Below are 18,719 nucleotides of genomic sequence, written 5' to 3' on the forward strand. Positions count from 1 at the left end.
CTGGAATCGGCCGATACGAGCCGCGGATTATGGCTTTGACTTAAACTTTATCCAATTATCAATATCTGCTCTTTTCCACGCGACTGCACGAGCAGAGAGTTTAAAACCCTCGGGGAATCGACCTTCCTTAATCATAGTGTATATAGTGGAGCGGGATAACCCAGTCATCCGAGAGATATCTTGTAGCCTTACAAGCTCGCTCACTTGACTTTTTTCAGCCTCTAACAGAGATATTGAAGAAGGAGTCGGAGGTGCGGTTTCAAACTGACTTTGTTGTAATTTTAAAGCTGCTTTCAGGTTTGTGATTTGTGTGAGAAATAAGTTGAGCTCAGAAATTGTGTTGGTACAACGGAGCTCGATTAGCTCCAAATACATTTGAACTTCTGATGGGGTGTGATTGGCTGGCTTCATTTAGATAAACTCAAAAGCGATTACATAAGATCTAAAGTAGAAAAATCCCCTTACTTGGTCAATCTGCTATCAACTCTACTTTCGTTAGCTTCCTTATTTACGCCGTTTCACCGCCAAAAAGTCGAAAATTTTGTGTGTACTATGCGTGTAATTTGAGTGGAATTCGATGTTTTTAATTTAATGAATGATTTGGCTGAAACTCAGCAGTGGCGGTGTGTGTAGCAGGGGTGTACTTTGTAGTGGGTGCTCAGTGGGTGTTTATTAGGTAAAAACCCTTCCAAGCCCCGTGTAGTGGGGGCTTGGTGGGTGTTTGAGTGGTGGAGCTGGGGGGATTTGAACCCCCGTCCGGAAAGCGTCGACCTTCGGTCCTACATGTTTAGTATCGTCTATTGGTTAACCTTTGAGTCTCGGACGAACACGATAAACAAAGGCGAGGCCGCTTAGTTTTAGCCCTTCAACCCCGGCCAGGGTTTCCGTAGCGAGTCCGTGTAGGGTGACACTTCAGAACCGGGTCCACAGACATACACCGGAGAAGTGCTAGCGGGCTATTATGCCGCTAGAGCGTAGTTATCGTCGTTTGCGATTACTTTAAATGCGGCTTTTTTACGAGGCCAACCGCACCTCGACATGCACCTTAGGCTTCTTGAATCCCGTCGAATCCTAATCAGCCCCTGAAATACGTTTCAGTCCTTGTAGTATAACTGAGTCGGCGCCTTTACCACAAGCACGATATTAGAAATTGTTATAAATCAGGAGCCTTAGCCTAATTACTGTGCAAGAAAATGCGCTCTGCAGACCAAAAGACTTATCATCAGCCCTGTTTGCGGGTATCGGAGCTACTCCGAGGCCGTTTGCTCTTGCGCTTCTTCTGATTCTTCGACCGGCAAAGGCCAGCCGCCGAGGGCTTGCCATTTATTGACGATATAACAGAAGAGCTCGGCGGTGCGCTCGGTATCATACAGGGCGCTGTGTGCCTGAGAGTTATCGAATTCGATGCCAGCGGCACGACAGGCCTTGGCCAGCACGGTTTGCCCCAGTGCCAATCCCGCTAAAGAGGTGGTATCAAAGCTCACAAAGGGGTGGAACGGCGTGCGCTTAATTTTGCAGCGCTCAATGGCGGCATTAAGAAAGCCGTGATCAAATGCGGAGTTATGAGCAACCACCACCGAACGTTGGCAGCCCGCATCCTTTTGTGCCTTGCGCACAAACTTACAAATGCTTTTCATCGCATCAAGCTCGTCAACCGCACCGCGCAGCGCGCAAAACGGGTCGATGCCGTTAAATTCGATGGCCGCTTGCTCAATATTGGCCCCTTCAAACGGGGTAATATGAAAATGCTGGGTTTGGTCCAGGCTCAACACGCCCTGGTCATCCATTTTTAGGGTGGTGACGGCAATTTCCAATAACGCATCGGTTTCTTTATTAAAGCCAGCGGTTTCAACGTCGATAACTACAGGAAAGAAGCCGCGAAAGCGTTGTGAAAAAAGAGGTTGTTGTGCGTCTGCCATCTAATTACTGCCCAAAGCCGATAAAGGTCGGCTATTATGGCAAAAACTCGACGCGGCCAACAGGGCTAAGGAAAAATTATTCTAGTCACAGGGCTACTAGGTAATGGTATGTATATTGCTTGTAAAGTGAGAATGTAATTTGATGTCAAAGAACCAGCGAGGTGGGGCAACCCATGATTAAGTATACCGCCATTGTTATGGCACTTGTGGCCAGTGTCGGTGCCGAGGGAGCCATGCGCACCTATGCGGCCGATGCGCAATCATCAACGTGGCAAATGGTCGAAAACTCTCGCCTGCAGTGTCAGCTTAGTCATCCGGTACCTTTTTATGGCGATGCGGTATTTCGCAGCGTTGCCAGTAAAAACAAAGACGTACGCTTTAATCTCGATATGGTGGTGCGCCCCAATAACTACGATGTCGCGGCGTTAGAATCGGTGCCGCCAAGCTGGCGTCCGGGTCACCAGGGGAAGGTTTTGGCATCCATGGAGCTATTACGTCAGTTCGATGGTGAGCTTAATAACGACACCGCCTGGCTGATGCTGACCGAGCTGGAAAAAGGCAATCAGCCGACCTTTTACTATCAGGATTGGCGTAATGAGCAAGATCGCATTGCCGTGGCCCTATCGGCAATAAATTTCCCATCTGCCTATTGGACTTTTCTGCAATGCCGCGATGCCTTGCTTCCCTATAGTTTTGAAGACATTGCCTTTACGGTGATGAATTATAAGAAAAACTCCAGTGATTTAACCAAGTCGTCGAAGCAGCGTTTGCAACAAATTGGCGAATACCTCAAGCATGATAAAGAGATAGAGTCGATCACCATTGCCGCCTATTCAGATAGTTACGGCGGACGTTGGAATAACCTCGAGCTATCAAAGCGTCGGGCCGAGGCCATTGCCGAGTATATAAAAGAACTGGGCGTGGATGAGGGTAAGTTGGTTACCACTGGATTCGGTGAAAAGCGCCATATTGCGTCGAATGAAACCGTGATCGGTCGGGGTAAAAACCGCCGCGTGGTGATCCAAATAGCCAAGCCTTAGCAGGCATGAGAGGAAAGTAAAAAGCCAGCGAGATGCTGGCTTTTTTTGTGTTTACATGCCGCCGGCGGTCTTGGCATTGACCATGGCGCTGATTTCCGTCCATTCACCGCGCTGGTATACGGCGATGCGCAGCGGGTGGCCAGCAACATTATAAAACAGGGTAAAGCGGTCGATATCGCTGGTGATCTTCATTGGCTCACCTAATTTATCGCTGTAAAACGCCTGTATTTGAGTGTCGCTAAGGCGAGTGAAACCGTCCAATACCATAGGGTACTTCTTTTCCACCGTCATGTGGGTTTTAAAATCTTCTGGCAACGGCAAAATAGATAAGTCGGCGTTAGCCTGTTGGCTGGCGGCCATTAACAGGCCCGCAAATGTTAAGGTTGCCGCTCGACGAAGCGCGTTGTTCATGATTTCACTCCATTTATATAAAATTATTAACCTGCGTTGTGGGGTTAGGGCTTTATTCGCCTTGTCCTTGCTAAGAGAATAAATAAGTTACAGCTCAAGCAGTTACTATCCCAGTTCAGGTTTATTACTTATCATATATAAAGTTAACCCATGTTTAACGAAAAATCATGTTATTTGTCCGCGTTTTAGGCCGCGGATAATAAATCGGGCCGGGTGTAGCGCCTGATCGACCCGTAAACTCAGTGGGCTTGGCTCATCACACAGGCTCGCGACCAGAGCTTCGGCGCAGAGAGGCGCACTGCATAATCCCCTTGCTCCCAGGCCGGTAAACAGGTGCAAACCGGTATACTCGTGCTGCAACGGCTCGGCTTGTTGCCAAACACCCACACCCAGTTGCGGAAAGGCCTTCATATACTCATGGTCCTGGGCATATTGACCAAACAGCGGCAGGTGATCGCTTAAGGTGGCCCGTATCGCCGCTTTCGCCCCGCTAATGCTGCCTAATTCCTCGGTCCATTCACATTGGCCATAAAAGTCGGCAAATTGTTGCCAGTTGCTGTCGTTATCCTCGGCGCGAATATCCCTCTCTTGGGTGTCCTTGGTAAAGGTGGCGCCCATGCAATGCGCGCCCCGATTACTCGGGGTGAAATAGCCCTTGTGACAGAGCACGGTATTGAGCTTGCTTGACGCTGGACTGCTTTGCAGGTGTGACACTTGTCCGCGCACGCTTTGCAGTGCCAACCCCTGACCCGGCAGCAGGCTATCGCTGTGCTCACCCATGCAAATAAAGACATCGCTGAACGGGCCATAGGTCTGCTGCTCGCCCTCTAGATACCATTGTCCGTCTTGTTGGCACAGGGACCGGATAGGGGTATTGAAGTTGAGTTCATGTGCCACTTTTTGACAGGCGGCATTCGTTAGCGCCTGTACCAGTTGCGGTGGGCTCAACCAGCCGCCTTGGGGGATAAACAGACCGCCATAAGGAATATCCACGGCGGCTAATTTGCTGGCCTGCTCGGCATCCACTTCATGGATAAGCCAGCTTGGCCAGTTATCCTTGGCCACCAGGTTAGCATGACGTTTGCGCATTTCCTCTTTTACGCCTTGTAACAAGACGCCGCACCATTGATGGTCGAAGGCATAGCCATCGGCCAGCAACTGCTCATAAAGGCGTTTGGCGTAGATAAAGCTATGGGCGAAGAATTCGCTTGAAGGTGACACATCCGCCTGCAGGTGCGGATACAGAGCACCCTGATTATTATGCGAGGCTCCCTGGGCCAAATCGCCATCGGCACAAAACAAGGTGGCGGCTATATTACGGGCGCTGAGGCGATGCAACAACAGGCTGCTGGCGATGCCGCCGCCGATAATGGCGACCTTATTTAAGGTGCGAGCCTGGCGTTGATAGGGAGCAGGGTAGTTGGCCTGTGCGGTAGGTGTAGTCAGCTGACCGACGATCATCTCCCGTTTACGACCATAGCCTTTTACTTTTTGTACCTCAAAGCCGGCACCCTTCAAGCCGCGACGGACAAAACCGGCTGCGGTAAAGGTGGCAAAGGTGGCCTGCTCGCGGCCTAAATGGGCCATGGCATCGAAAAGGCTCTGCTGCCACATATCCGGGTTTTTGCTCGGTGCAAAGCCGTCTAAAAACCAGGCGTCGACCAGTCCGGCGCTGCCATAATTAAGCTGTGTTAAGGAGTCTTGTACATCGCCAATCCATAAGTCCAGGGTGACCTTATCGAAATGCAAACGATGGCAACCGGGCAGGGCATCCGGGTATTGGGCCAGCAGTTGCTCGGCGAATTGGCTCAACTGTGGCCAGTTATTCAGGGCCTTGGCCAGGTCTTCTTTGCGAATGGGAAATTTTTCAAAGGAGATAAAATGCAGGCGTTCAGCCTTTTTATCGGCACACTGGCTAAAGCGATGCCAGGCGTTAAGAAAGTTTAGGCCGGTGCCAAAACCGGTTTCGGCAATCACAAAATGTTTGCGCGGGTGCGTTTTTAATCTCTCATCTATATGATTATGCTGATAAAATACAAAGTCAGATTCGGCCAAACCGTCTTCGTTGGAAAAATAAACATCGTCAAAGGCATCGGCAACCGGGGTGCCGGTGTCATTAAAATGGATAGTCGCGTGGGTGATCATGAAGACTCAAGGCTTAACAGTTTGGCCACTATTTTAGCGTCTTTAAAGCGGCACGTATATTGTCACCAAAAGATCATCGCGACACGCTTGAAAAATTCAGAGTACAGATGTACGCTGGAATGACCACTTCGTAGGAAGTTTCCGCGTACACTACACGCAATTTAGGAATAAGCAGGGTAAATTCTCATGAGAAGAGCCGTCATTACGGGTATCGGTGTGGTTTCAAGCATCGGTAATAATAAAGAAGAAGTATTAGAGTCTTTAAAAACGGGCAAAAGCGGCATCGCTTTTAACCCGGAGTTTGCTGAATATAACCTTCGCAGCCAGGTTTCTGGCAGCATAGATTTAGATGTAAAAGAGCACGTTGATCGCAAAGCATTCCGTTTTATGGGTGATGCGGCGGCTTATGCTTATATCTCAATGGCACAGGCGATTGCCGATTCTAAACTATCGGATGAGCAAGTATCTAACGAGCGCACCGGCCTTATCGTTGGTTCGGGCGGTGGTTCATCTAAGTACCAGGTTGAAGCGGCGGATACCCTGCGTGAAAAAGGCGTTAAGCGTGTAGGTCCTTACATGGTTCCTCGTACCATGGCGAGCACCACCTCTGCGTGTTTGGCCACTCCTTTTAAAATTAAAGGCGTTAACTACTCAATCAGCTCGGCCTGTGCCACATCTGCACACTGTATCGGTCACGCGGTTGAGCAAATTCAGCTGGGTAAACAAGATGTGATCTTCGCCGGTGGTGGTGAAGAGCTACACTGGACCCTGGCAATGGAATTCGACGCCATGGGTGCCTTGTCTACTAAGTACAATGAGACTCCTGAAAAAGCATCACGTACCTATGACGCTAACCGTGACGGTTTCGTTATCTCTGGTGGTGGCGGTATCGTGGTTGTAGAAGAGCTAGAGCATGCCCTTGCTCGTGGCGCGCACATCTACGCTGAAATCACAGGTTACGGTGCCACGTCTGACGGTTACGACATGGTAGCCCCTTCGGGTGAAGGTGCGGTACGTTGTATGCGCCAGGCCATGCAAGACCTAGACACGCCGGTTGATTACCTGAACACGCACGGCACTTCGACACCTGTGGGTGACGTAAAAGAGCTGGGTGCGATTCAAGAAGTATTCGGTGGTAACTCACCTGCTATCAGTGCAACCAAGGCGATGACGGGTCACGCCCTAGGCGCGGCAGGTGTACACGAAGCGATTTACTCACTGCTAATGCTTGAGAACAACTTCGTAGCGCCGTCTATCAATATCGACGAGCTGGATGAGCAGGCACAAGGCCTAGACATTGTGACTGAGCGTCGTGATGTTGAGCTTAACACCGTGATGTCTAACAGCTTCGGTTTTGGTGGCACCAACGCGACCTTGGTAATGAGCAAGTACAAAGCTTAATACCGACCTGAGTTTGCAGAAAAAGCCACGCAATTGCGTGGCTTTTTTGCTTTGTGGCAGCAGCATGATTAAAATAGCGCTCCGCCGTTGTTGCTAGGATAAATAATGAAAATATTAGCAGACCAAAACATGCCCCTTGTGGATGCCTTTTTTGCCCCTCTGGGCGAAATTGAGCGATTCGATGGCAGGGCCTTGACTCCAGAAATGGTCAAGGATGCGGACGTATTACTGACGCGCTCGGTGACCCAGGTTAATGCTGCGTTATTGGCGCAAAATACCAGCTTAAAATTTGTCGGCACCGCCACCATAGGCGTGGATCATATAGATCAAAACTACCTGGCCGAGCGCCAGGTGCCTTTTGCCAGTGCCCCAGGCTGTAATGCGGTGGCCGTAGCCGAATATGTGCTCAGTGCGGTGTTTGCCCTGGCGCAAGAGCAGCATTTCTCGGTGTTCGACAAAACCATCGCCATTGTTGGTGTGGGCAATATCGGCCAGTGTCTGGCGGATAAACTCGCCGCTATCGGTGTGAAAACCCTGTTGGTCGACCCACCACGGCAGGCGCGCGGTGATGCCGATGACTGGCACAGCCTGGAGGCGGCGTTAGCCGAGGCCGATATCATCACCTTTCACGTGCCTCTGGTTAAAGACGGTGAGCATTGCACCTATCATTTACTCGATAAGCAGCGCATTGATGCTCTGGCCGAGGGTAAAATTGTGATCAACGCCAGTCGTGGCGATGTTATCGATAATCAGGCCCTGTTAGTGCGTCAACAAGCCCAAGATGATTTATGTTTGGTCTTGGACGTGTGGGAAAACGAGCCGGACATACTCGAAGACTTGTTGCCCTATGTGGAGCTGGCCTCGGTGCATATTGCCGGACACACGCTAGAAGGCAAGGGCCGTGGCACCTTGATGCTGTATCAAGCCCTGTGCCAGCACCTGGGTCTAACACCTAGCAGTGATTTAGCGCAGCACTTACCGACACCAAGCCTAGCTCAGCTCACTCTGAGCGAGAGTTGGAGCAAGGAGGAGCTTGGTGCCCTGGTTCACCTAATTTACGATGTGCGTCGTGATGACGCCATTTTACGTGCACAACTGCATAGCCACGGCTTTGATCTGTTGCGCAAAACCTATCCGGTTCGCCGCGAGCTCAGTACCTTGACGCTCGGTGGCAACAACCCTTACCTGAGCGCCTTGGCAGCGTTTGGGTTTAGTATTTAACGCCTTGAGGAAGACACATGTCGCAAAAATATAATGTCGCGGTATTGGGCGCCACTGGTTTAGTGGGCCGTCAAATCATAGAGACCTTGGCGGAAAGAAAATTTCCGGTTGACCAACTGTTCCCATTGGCCAGCAGCCGCTCGGCGGGTGAAGAGATTGAATTCAACGGCGAAACCATTGAGGTGCTAGATGTTGAGCAATTCGACTTTGCTAATGCGCATATCGGCTTGTTCTCAGCCGGTGGCAGCGTTTCTGAAAAATACGCGCCCATCGCCGCCGAGGCTGGGTGTGTGGTGATCGACAATACCTCACAGTTTCGTTACGACTATGATGTGCCTCTGGTTGTGCCGGAAGTGAATGCGGCCAGTCTGGCGGATTTCCGTAACCGCAATATTATTGCCAACCCAAATTGTTCAACCATCCAGATGCTGGTGGCGCTCAAGCCAATTTACGATGCTTACGGCATTGAACGCATTAATGTCTCTACTTACCAGGCGGTGTCGGGTGCCGGCAAAGAAGCGGTTGACGAGCTGGCAAAACAAACCGCTAATCTGATGAACGGCCGTCCTCTGGATAATCAAGTCTTCACCAAGCAGATGGCGTTTAACGTGATCCCGCAAATCGATGCCTTTGAAGATAATGGCTATACCCGTGAAGAAATGAAGATGGTGTGGGAAACACAGAAGATCCTCGGTGATGAAACCGTGATGGTAAACCCAACCGCGGTACGTGTGCCTGTGTTCTTCGGTCATGCCGAGGCCATTCATTTAGAAACCCGTATGCCGGTGGACATTGAGCACGTTAAGCAGTTATTACAGGATGCGCCGGGTGTAGAGCTTATCGAAAACGAGCATGATTACCCAACGCCGGTTTCCGATGCCAGCGGCAACGACAGCGTGTATGTAGGTCGTGTCCGCCAGGATATCTCCCATCCCCATGGTTTAAATATGTGGGTGGTGAGTGATAACACCCGTAAAGGGGCGGCAACCAACAGTGTACAGATTGCCGAAGAGCTGATTGCTCATTACCTCTAAACTGTGTCTAAAAAGAGAGCGGCCAATGGCCGCTTTTTTTATACATATCAACTGCTTCGATATACCTTGAAATTGCTACCTTGGCCGTGGATATTCACCCATATCTGGTTTATAGTTTGCTGGTGGAATAATACTTGCTATAAAACGCAATAAAGCTCAAAAATAATAACGAATCGTCAAAAAATGCTCGTTTGCCCACGGTCCTGCAAATACAGCACTTAACGTTAGTAAAGGAAAAGCATGCGCTCTCTAGTTACCCTGTTTTTTTTACTCCTAGCCCTGAGCCATGGGGGTGCCAGTGCGCAAAGCACCGAAATTCGCGGCCCCAAAGGGGTTGATAATAGCGAGCAAGGTCGCGCTATCGGTCCCATCAAACCCAGCGATACGCTGTGGCGTATCGCTGCCAAGGTGCGCCCGGACAATTCGGTGACCATGTACCAGGTTATGGTCGCGCTGTATGAAAAGAATCCAAATTCCTTTTTAGATAACAACCTCAATCACATGCGTGACGGTGCTTACTTACAGATACCGTCAATGAGGGAAATTCGCACCGTTGATCCGCAGCAGGCCAAGGCCAAATCGGAGCAGGATGACAAGCTGTGGGCCGGCCTTAAAACCGCCTCCGCGGCAGGTAACAAGGCGGGGGCCAGCGCCACTTCGACTACCACTACCACAGACAAGCAAGCGAGTGCCGCGCGTCAACAGCAAGCGGCCCTAGCAAAACAAGAATTGGAATTAGAACTGGAGCGGCTGAAACAGCAGCAAAATGAGCGCTTAATCGAACTACAACAGCAGCTTAGCGCTTCGGTAAGCAATGCGGAGTCGATCTTGGCGGACAATGATCGTCTGCGAGCACAATTGCAGAAGATCACCGAACAGCTCACCCAGGTTAAGGCGCAACTCGATGAAAAAGATGCCGAGTTGCAGCAACAGCTACAGCAATTTATGGCCGAACGTAAGGCCATGGCGCGGCAACAGCAAATTCAACAAGAGCAAAATGCCGGCTGGTTTAACGCCCTGCCGGGTTGGTTGAGTTTACTGTTAATGATGACCTTACCGGCGCTAGCCATTTTGGCGCTGGTGGTGGTGTTCTTGAAAAAGCGCAACCAGGGCGAGGATTCAAAGCCGGTCGCCGAAGAGCCCTTGATGGACATGTCACAGCCGATTGCAGCGACTAGGCCTACGAGTGGATTGGACGAGCTGGATTTGTCGAAGGGCGACGATACCCTGGAAGACTTGCCGCTCGATGACACTCTTGAGGAACGCCTGGATGACTTCCTTGATGAGCCCTTAGACGAGCCTCTGGATGACCCTTTAGACCAGCCGTTGGAAGACCCTTTGGAGGACCCCTTGGGGGACATGTTCGCAGAGCAGGGTATCCAGCTTGATGAGGGCAGCGATGATACCCTCTACGACGACAATGATGACGGCAAGAGTATAGACTCCTTGCTAGAACAAGATGAGTTAGATGATCTGCTTGCCGATGACGATCTGCTTTTTGGCGATGATGGCAAAAAAGACATTAGCCCGGAGGAAGCGGTCCTTCAGCAGAATTTTGATTTGCCCAGCGACGATATGGAGGCGCTGAGTGATGACGAAATTGATGACTTGTTTGCGACAGAAGCGCCTAGCAGTGTGGAGCCTGCTCTTGATGACTTGCTTGATACGCTACCGGAAGATTTACCCGAATACTCGGATGAGCGAGAAAATGAGGTATTACCCGAGGACGTATCTGAGCTTTCAGCCGAGCCGTCAGCCGAACTTTCAGCCGAACTTCTACCTGAAGATCTACCCGAGCTCTCGGGTGAGCAGGAAAATGAGGTAGCCAAAGTAGTAGAAGACGTCGCGGATGAATTCGATATCGATGATCTACTTGACGAGGTTCAGGACGAACAAGATGAGTCTGTGGCCGAGCCTTCAGCCGAGCCTTCTGCCGAGCAATCAGATGAACTTTCAGTGGAACTTTCAGCCGAACTTCTACCTGAAGATTTACCTGAGCACTCAGCCGAGCAAGAAAATGAGGTATTACCCGAGGACTTGCCTGAACTTTCAGCCGAACTTTCAGCCGAACTTCTACCTGAAGATTTACCTGAGCACTCAGCCGAGCAAGAAAATGAGGTATTACCCGAGGACTTGCCTGAGCTTTCAGCCGAGCATTCTGCCGAAGTAGTAGAAGAGGTTGCGGATGAGTTCGATATCGATGATTTGCTGGATGAGGTTCAGCAAGGCGACGACACGCTTGATGAACTCGAAGAGGAAGGCTTAAGTGAGCTTGATGAAGCTGAACCCACCAAGAAATCTGCACAGCTACTTGAGGATGAATTGGACGAGGCGCTGGCACTGAGCGACGATTTGGATGCGGGGGACGATCCACTGGCGCAGCTGGACGAGCCTCTAGCGGAAGAAGACAGTGGCGACGCCAGCATGCCTTCAGCCGAGCTTTCACCCGAGCCTTCAGCTAAACTTTCACCCGAGCTTTCAGTCGAGACCTCAAATACAGCCCTATCCGGTGACAATTTAGCCGAGTCAGCGGCATCTCTCGATGCTGTTGACGCAGACTTAGACATCGACCTGGGTGATGATCCCTTGTTGGCGGACGACGACCTCGAATCGCAAAGTAACGCCGACCTTCTTAGCGAACAAGTCGACTTGGGTGATGTGAACAATCCCAGCGCACAGCTTGAGGATTATCCCGAACTGGAAATGGATGAGCAGTTCAGCAGTGCCACCGAGCAGCAGCTGAGCGAGGCGATGGCCGACGCCGATGAGTTTGATATAGATGCCATGTTGGCCGCCGAGTATGATGAAGACTCGGCCCTGGATGATGAGCAACTGGATGAAGACTTTCTTGCCGACCTGAGCGAGACGGACTTCGATGCCATGCTCGACGAATTGGCGGAGTCGCCGGCTCAGTCACAGGAACACTCGCCGGAGGGGGATGATATTGCCGGTGATTTAGACCTTCAGGCACTGTTGCATGACGGTGATAATGAACTGGCTGACCTTGAAGAAGCCGCGGATGCAGCCCAAAACACAAATGATGCCCAGCCGGCAGAGGTAACGCCTGAAGCGGTCACCGACAGTGAGGGCAATTATGTGGACATCGATGAACTATTGGCGCAAAGCGATGACGCCGAGCTCGATGATGAGCCCTATAAGGATGCCAATATGGATGTGGGCCTGGGTGAGTTCGATGATTTGCTGGAAGATACACCGAAAACCGATGTCGATACCGAAGACGGTGGCTACAGCGCCAAGCTGGATCTAGCTCGTGCCTATTTGGAAATTGATGATGTCGACTCGGCACTGGAGGCCTTGCAGGAGGTGCTTGATAACGGCCCGCAAACCTTGCAGCAAGAAGCGCAGGCACTTAAGGAGCGACTACAAAGCTAAGTGCCTAGGCGTAAGCTTGTAAATCGATAAAAAGCAGCCCTAGGTTGCTTTTTTTGTCGCTGCCGGACTATACCAGTTCACTTAAATAGCTAATCACGCTAGCGGGCTAAATATCATGCTCACGGCGTTGAAATTTTTCTATGTAGAATAACTACATAAGAAACATTCCGCCTTGTGAATATATCATTTATCCAGCGCAATCTCTGCTCACATACATAACAGAATTGGTATTAGCTATTTAGGGCCAGAGCAGATAAAATGCCGAAAATTTTGCAAACGAAAAGAGTGTCAATGCGCGTCGCGTTAGGAATTGAGTATAACGGTGCTCGCTACAGTGGTTGGCAGCGCCAGTCCCATGTCAGCAGTATTCAGCAAGAAATTGAAACGGCCTTATCGCGAATTTGCGATCATCCGGTTGAGATCACCTGTGCCGGGCGCACCGATGCCGGTGTCCATGCCACGGGGCAGGTTATACACTTTGATACCCACGCCAAGCGTGATATGGGCGCTTTTACCCTGGGCATGAACTCGCAACTGCCCGACGACATTGCCGTGCGTTACGCCATGCAAACGGATGACGAGTTTCACGCCCGCTTTAGTGCCACCGCTCGCCGTTATCGTTATGTTATCTACAATCATCCCTACAGACCGGGTATTTTACGCTCCGGTGTGACCCATTATCATCACCCTTTGGGTGCCGAGCGCATGCAGGCCGCTTGTCACTATATGCTCGGCGAGCAAGACTTTACCTCATTTAGGGCGGTGCATTGTCAGTCGAACACGCCGTTTCGCAATATTCATCATCTCAACGTTGAGCGGGTGGGGGATTACATAGTCGTCGATATTAAGGCCAACGCGTTTTTGCACCATATGGTGCGTAATATCACCGGCTGTCTGATGGACATAGGCGTTGGGGCACAAGAACCCGACTGGATGCAACACTTGTTGCAGATTAAAGACCGCACCCAGGCCAGCGCCACCGCCAAGCCTAACGGGCTGTACCTCGTTGATGTCGACTATCCCGAGAAGTGGCAGATACCCTCTACGCCCTTGGGGCCTCTGTTTTTACCTAATAATTAAGCATGAGAGGTCGGTAGTTTGGACTACACCGACCAGTTTTTTATATCTAAGCAACTAAATTCATGTTTTAATTGTGCTAATTTATCGGCTAATTTTGGGGTGGTGCATCTGCCCCGCTACTAACAAGCATTAAGAGAGTTGCAAATGAGCTGGTTAGAAAAGATCTTACCAAAAACAACCAAGTCTTCGGGCAAAAAAGAGATCCCAGAAGGTGTTTGGGCTAAATGTACTTCGTGTGACGCCATCCTTTATAAGGCTGAGCTAGAAAAAGCGATGAACGTGTGTCCTAAGTGTGACCACCACATGCGTATCACCGCCCGTAAGCGTCTGGAGCTATTCCTAGACGACGCCGGTCGCACCGAGTTGGGCGCTCAGCATGAGCCTAAAGATGTCTTGAAATTTAAAGACTCGAAAAAGTATTCAGATCGCATCAACGCTGCACAAAAGAGCAGCGGTGAGAAAGATGCTCTAGTGGCCATGAAAGGCCAGCTTAAGGGTATTCCGGTAGCTGCTGTTTCATTTGAATTCGCCTACATGGGTGGTTCAATGGGCTCGGTAGTGGGTGCGCGTTTCGTTGAAGCCGTGAATGTGTGTTTAGAGCACAACATGCCACTGGTGTGCTTCTCTGCGTCGGGCGGTGCTCGTATGCAAGAAGCGCTTATGTCACTGATGCAGATGGCGAAAACCAGTGCTGCACTGGCGAAGATGAGCGAAAAGGGCTTGCCGTTTATTTCGGTATTGACCGACCCAACCATGGGTGGTGTATCGGCGTCATTAGCCATGCTAGGTGACGTTAACGTGGCTGAGCCAAAGGCACTTATCGGTTTCGCCGGTCCACGCGTAATCGAGCAAACTGTACGTGAAACCCTGCCTGATGGTTTCCAACGCAGTGAGTTCTTATTGGAGCACGGTGCCATCGACATGATCGTTGACCGCCGCGAAATGCGTGACACCTTAGCGCGTCTGCTGGCCAAGTTAATGAACTTGCCTTCTACTGAACAAGAGCATAGAGTAGCGTAAATTTCTCGGCAATCTAGAAACTTACCTATGTCAGATTCGAAACCGAGCCAATCATCTAGCCTAGATGATTGGCTTTGTTATTTAGAGCAGATCCATCCTGCCAATATTGAAATGGGCCTCGAGCGCGTCCAGCGCGTGGCAGAGCAAATTGGCCTGCTTGATACCCGCAGCAAAATCATTCTTATCGCCGGCACCAACGGCAAGGGCACCACAGCACAATGCCTGGAAGCGCTCTTGTTAGCCCAGGGCTATAGCGTCGGTACCTATGCCTCGCCTCATTTGATTCGATATAACGAGCGGGTGCGTATTAACGGCGCCGAGCTTGACGACCAAGTCCATGTGGATGCCTTCAGCGCGCTTGAGCAAGGGCGAGGGGATACCGCACTCACCTATTTTGAATACGGCACCTTAGGGGCGCTACACATCTTTAAGCGCATGGATGTTGACTATGTGCTGATGGAAGTAGGCTTAGGCGGGCGTTATGACGCCACCAATATCGTCACTCCCGTTGCCAGCGTGATCACCACGGTAGACCTGGATCATAAAGAATACCTGGGCGATACCCGCGAATTGGTAGGCTATGACAAGGCCGGTATTTTCCGCACCGGTGTGCCTGCGATTGTGGGCGATTTGGATATACCCCATACCGTAGTCGATTACGGTGAGGAAATTGGCGCCGACCTCTGTTTATCCCGTCGTGATTTTCATTTCAGCGAAGATGAGGTCACCTTTAGCTGGCAAATGGACGATTATGATCTGTGCTTTGCGCAACCGGCCATTCCGGCGCAAAACGCCGCTACGGCGCTGAGCGTACTCTATAAACTCAACCTATTACCGGATATTACGGTGATCGCCGATTGTCTCAAGGCCCTGAAAGTCACCGGGCGTTTCCAGACCTTGGGCGAAAAGCCACTGGTGGTTACGGATGTGGCCCATAACCGCGAATCTGCACGTTTTCTCGCCAAGCGTTTACAATCCTTTAAGCAACAAGGGCTTACTATCTATGCCGTGGTTGGCATGTTGGCCGACAAAGAGCATGATGATGTGATTGGTGCGATGAAGGATGTGGTCGATTATTGGCATGTAGCTACCTTGGATAACCCCAGGGGCACACAGGCCGAGCAGCTGTCACAGACCTTGAGTAAGCAGGTAAATGTGGCTGGTGCGCATACGTGTGTTGGTGATGCCATTGAGGCGGTTTTACCACAACTTTGTGAGCAAAGCCTTTTGATTATATTCGGATCGTTTTACACTGTAGCAGAAGCAATCACATTTTTTGAGAGTTAGGGGCTGTAAAGAGTGAACTCAGGGTTTGTTAATCGTTTGATCGGAACCACTATTGTAGTTGTTGCTGCTATTGTTTTTATTCCCAACATCTTGGATGGAGACAAGGTGCGCTACAAGGAAGGTTTTAAAGCCATTCCCGAGCGCCCTGAGTTCAAGTCTATCGACTTACAGCAGGCCCTCTCTGCCAAGGCCGATGCGGCTGCGCTACCCAAAGATGAAGCAGTAGAAGAAGTGGCTCCGGACGATGACAAGCTAGTGGCTGAAGGTTCGGCCGACGGCTCGGTTGCTAACACCGCCGATGAGCCATCACCAAAACCGCAACAAGCCGACGCTGAAAATGACACCGTAACAGTTGCGACCCTAAACAAGGAAGAGCCTCTGGAGCGTCCGGCACAAAGCGGTTTAACGCAAATGGCGTACGTAGTTCAATTAGGGGCCTTTTCTCGTCAGGCTAGTGTCGATGCTTTGATGGCCAAGCTCAAAGACAACGGTTTTAAGGTCTTTACCCGTAAAGTGAAAACGCCTAATGGCACGCTCACCAAGGTGTTGGTGGGCCCAGAGTTGAGTAAGGCAACCCTTGAAAAGCAACTGCCTAAGTTACAAAAGCTGACTAATTTACAAGGTCGCATCACCCAGTTTCAAGTAACAAAATGATCTGGTATTTAACGCCTCGCTCCGCTAGAATGCGCCCCAAACGAACGACTAGTGGTTATTATGATCTGGGTTGATTACGCCATTGCCGGCATTATTGCACTGTCTACCATTATTGGCTTAGTGCGAGGCTTTATTAAAGAGTCGATGTCGCTGGCCGTTTGGGCCGCTGCGTTTTTTGTATCCAGTATCTTTTACCCCTATTTAGCTTCCTACCTAACCAATATTTCAGAACCCCTTTTAAGAAATGCCGCAGCGATAGCCATATTGTTCTTCTCTACGCTGTTGTTGGGTGGATTGTTAAATTACATTTTAGGTGAATTGGTGCAACGCACCGGTTTGTCGGGTACCGATCGCGTTTTTGGAATCGTGTTTGGTGCTTTGCGTGGCGTGTTGGTCGTAAGCGCCGTCCTATTCTTTCTCGATGCCTTTACCGGAGCCCCAAATACAAACTGGTGGAGCGCATCTCGACTTATCCCTGAATTTGGCTTTGTGATCGAGTGGTTTTTTGACTACCTCGAACACAACTCAAGCTTTTTAAATTCAGCTAACCGTTAATCGGCGAGGAAAATTTAATGTGTGGTATCGTTGGTATAGTCGGAACATCGCCTGTTAATCAGGCTTTGTATGATGGCTTAACTGTTTTGCAACACCGCGGTCAGGACGCGGCGGGTATTATTACGATTGAAGATAATACCTTCAGTCTGCGCAAGGCCAATGGCTTAGTAAAAGATGTGTTCCATACAAGGCACATGAAGCGCCTGCAGGGCAATATCGGTCTTGGCCATGTGCGCTACCCAACCGCGGGCACATCAAGCTCAGCGGAAGCCCAGCCTTTCTATGTGAACTCGCCATTTGGTATTGCCATGGCCCATAACGGTAACTTGACTAATGCTGAGCAGCTAAAAGAGCAGCTGTTCAACGAGGCACGCCGTCATGTTAATACCACCTCGGATTCAGAGATCCTGCTGAACGTGTTAGCTCATGAGCTGAGCAAGAGCGATAAGCTGAAATTAGGCGCAGAAGATATCTTTGCCGCGATTTCAGAGGTGAACTCTAAGGTGATCGGTGGTTACGCCACGATTGCCATGATCATCGGCCACGGCATGGTGGCGTTTCGTGACCCACACGGCATTCGTCCGCTTATCTTTGGTAAGCGCGAAACGGAAAAGGGTACCGAGTACATGTTCTCATCAGAGAGCGTGGCACTGGACACCGACGGCTTTGAAGTTATCCGTGACGTTGCCCCTGGCGAAGCCATTTATGTGACCGAAGACGGCCAGCTATTCTCACAATTGTGTGCCGATAAGTCGGTTTACAACCCCTGTCTCTTTGAATTCGTATATTTTGCCCGCCCTGACTCGACCATAGACAATATGTCGGTATACGCCACGCGCGTAAACATGGGTACCAAGCTGGGTGAGAAGATCAAACGTGAATGGGCTGATAAGGACATTGACGTGGTGATCCCAATTCCTGAGACGTCGTGTGATATCGCATTGGAAATCGCTTCTGTACTTGAACTGCCTTACCGCCAGGGTTTTGTGAAGAACCGTTATATCGGTCGTACCTTCATCATGCCGGGTCAGGAACTGCGTAAAAAGTCGGTACGTCGTAAGCTCAACGCCATTGCCCGTGAATTTAAAGGCAAAAACGTCTTGTTGGTTGATGACTCAATCGTTCGTGGTACCACTTCGGCCCAGATCGTAGAAATGGCCCGTGAAGCCGGCGCTAAGAATGTGTACTTTGCCTCAGCGGCGCCAGAAGTACGCTTCCCGAACGTCTATGGTATCGATATGCCATCGGCCGCCGAATTAATCGCTCATGGTCGTGAAGTAGAAGACATCAATGCCAGCATTGGTGCCGATGGTCTTATCTATCAATCGCTGGAAGATTTGGTTGCTGCGGTGTCGCAAGAGAACCAGGAAATCACCCGTTTTGAAACCTCCGTTTTCGATGGTAACTATGTGACCGGTGATATTAACCAGGATTATCTAAATCGTATCGACGAGCTGCGTAATGACTCGGCCAAATCTGGTCGTGAAAAGGCGATGTCGGCCAACTTGGAAATTCATAACCAAGACGATTAAGTGCGTGCATAAGCAATAAAAAAGGAG

The 18,719-nt window shown here is 50.4% G+C and carries 15 protein-coding genes and 1 other RNA gene; 11 read left to right on the forward strand and 5 right to left on the reverse strand.

The features are described from left to right. Positions 1 to 27: 27 nt before the first annotated feature. The 3 genes from KD147_RS01270 to rnt form a co-directional block, all read right to left on the reverse strand. Complete coding sequence (locus tag KD147_RS01270) at positions 28 to 411, reverse strand: helix-turn-helix transcriptional regulator (RefSeq protein ID WP_233998415.1); 384 nt, start codon at positions 409 to 411, stop codon at positions 28 to 30. A 315-nt stretch (positions 412 to 726) separates the two neighbouring features. Beyond that, positions 727 to 1,083, reverse strand: a transfer-messenger RNA (tmRNA) gene (gene ssrA, locus KD147_RS01275). A gap of 164 nt (positions 1,084 to 1,247) precedes the next feature. Then, on the reverse strand, positions 1,248 to 1,919 hold the full coding sequence (gene rnt / locus KD147_RS01280) for a ribonuclease T (RefSeq protein WP_105190008.1): 672 nt from the start codon (positions 1,917 to 1,919) through the stop codon (positions 1,248 to 1,250). Between the two features lie 173 nt (positions 1,920 to 2,092). Here rnt and KD147_RS01285 point away from each other — a divergent pair, with 173 nt between their 5' ends. Beyond that, positions 2,093 to 2,959, forward strand: coding sequence for a flagellar protein MotY (locus KD147_RS01285; protein WP_212546617.1), 867 nt, complete (start codon positions 2,093 to 2,095; stop codon positions 2,957 to 2,959). A 51-nt stretch (positions 2,960 to 3,010) separates the two neighbouring features. Here KD147_RS01285 and KD147_RS01290 read toward each other — a convergent pair whose 3' ends face one another. Both KD147_RS01290 and mnmC read right to left on the reverse strand, forming a co-directional pair. Then, positions 3,011 to 3,370 (reverse strand): hypothetical protein, encoded by a 360-nt coding sequence (locus tag KD147_RS01290; RefSeq protein WP_212546618.1) that lies wholly within the window; start codon positions 3,368 to 3,370, stop codon positions 3,011 to 3,013. 165 nt (positions 3,371 to 3,535) lie between these two features. After that, complete coding sequence (mnmC, locus tag KD147_RS01295; RefSeq protein ID WP_212546619.1) at positions 3,536 to 5,515, reverse strand: bifunctional tRNA (5-methylaminomethyl-2-thiouridine)(34)-methyltransferase MnmC2/FAD-dependent 5-carboxymethylaminomethyl-2-thiouridine(34) oxidoreductase MnmC1; 1,980 nt, start codon at positions 5,513 to 5,515, stop codon at positions 3,536 to 3,538. A gap of 186 nt (positions 5,516 to 5,701) precedes the next feature. On the opposite strand from mnmC, the gene fabB reads away from it, so the two are divergent. The 10 genes from fabB to purF all read left to right on the forward strand — a co-directional run bounded on the left by fabB (position 5,702) and on the right by purF (position 18,692). Further along, on the forward strand, positions 5,702 to 6,916 hold the full coding sequence (gene fabB / locus KD147_RS01300; protein ID WP_105255386.1) for a beta-ketoacyl-ACP synthase I: 1,215 nt from the start codon (positions 5,702 to 5,704) through the stop codon (positions 6,914 to 6,916). 105 nt (positions 6,917 to 7,021) lie between these two features. Continuing rightward, entirely contained in the window at positions 7,022 to 8,137 is a 1,116-nt protein-coding gene (locus tag KD147_RS01305) for a 4-phosphoerythronate dehydrogenase (RefSeq protein ID WP_212546620.1), read from the forward strand. 17 nt (positions 8,138 to 8,154) lie between these two features. After that, a complete protein-coding gene (locus tag KD147_RS01310) occupies positions 8,155 to 9,171 on the forward strand; it encodes an aspartate-semialdehyde dehydrogenase (protein WP_212546621.1) in 1,017 nt (338 codons plus the stop codon). 240 nt (positions 9,172 to 9,411) lie between these two features. Next, positions 9,412 to 12,564 carry a FimV/HubP family polar landmark protein gene (locus tag KD147_RS01315; protein WP_212546622.1) on the forward strand — a complete coding sequence of 1,051 codons (3,153 nt, stop codon included), beginning with the start codon at positions 9,412 to 9,414 and terminating at the stop codon, positions 12,562 to 12,564. A 291-nt stretch (positions 12,565 to 12,855) separates the two neighbouring features. After that, positions 12,856 to 13,644, forward strand: a complete 789-nt coding sequence (gene truA, locus KD147_RS01320) for a tRNA pseudouridine(38-40) synthase TruA (RefSeq protein WP_212546623.1) — start codon at positions 12,856 to 12,858, stop codon at positions 13,642 to 13,644. 144 nt (positions 13,645 to 13,788) lie between these two features. After that, a complete protein-coding gene (gene accD, locus KD147_RS01325) occupies positions 13,789 to 14,664 on the forward strand; it encodes an acetyl-CoA carboxylase, carboxyltransferase subunit beta (protein ID WP_105199116.1) in 876 nt (291 codons plus the stop codon). Between the two features lie 27 nt (positions 14,665 to 14,691). Then, positions 14,692 to 15,951, forward strand: a complete 1,260-nt coding sequence (gene folC, locus KD147_RS01330; RefSeq protein WP_212546624.1) for a bifunctional tetrahydrofolate synthase/dihydrofolate synthase — start codon at positions 14,692 to 14,694, stop codon at positions 15,949 to 15,951. Between the two features lie 12 nt (positions 15,952 to 15,963). Then, complete coding sequence (locus tag KD147_RS01335) at positions 15,964 to 16,605, forward strand: SPOR domain-containing protein (protein WP_105255391.1); 642 nt, start codon at positions 15,964 to 15,966, stop codon at positions 16,603 to 16,605. A 60-nt stretch (positions 16,606 to 16,665) separates the two neighbouring features. Beyond that, on the forward strand, positions 16,666 to 17,160 hold the full coding sequence (locus tag KD147_RS01340) for a CvpA family protein (protein ID WP_105255392.1): 495 nt from the start codon (positions 16,666 to 16,668) through the stop codon (positions 17,158 to 17,160). 17 nt (positions 17,161 to 17,177) lie between these two features. Further along, positions 17,178 to 18,692, forward strand: a complete 1,515-nt coding sequence (purF, locus tag KD147_RS01345; RefSeq protein ID WP_105255393.1) for an amidophosphoribosyltransferase — start codon at positions 17,178 to 17,180, stop codon at positions 18,690 to 18,692. Positions 18,693 to 18,719: the final 27 nt, after the last annotated feature.

It is taken from the genome of Pseudoalteromonas sp. BDTF-M6 (assembly GCF_018334135.1).
Taxonomy (GTDB): Bacteria; Pseudomonadota; Gammaproteobacteria; order Enterobacterales; family Alteromonadaceae; genus Pseudoalteromonas.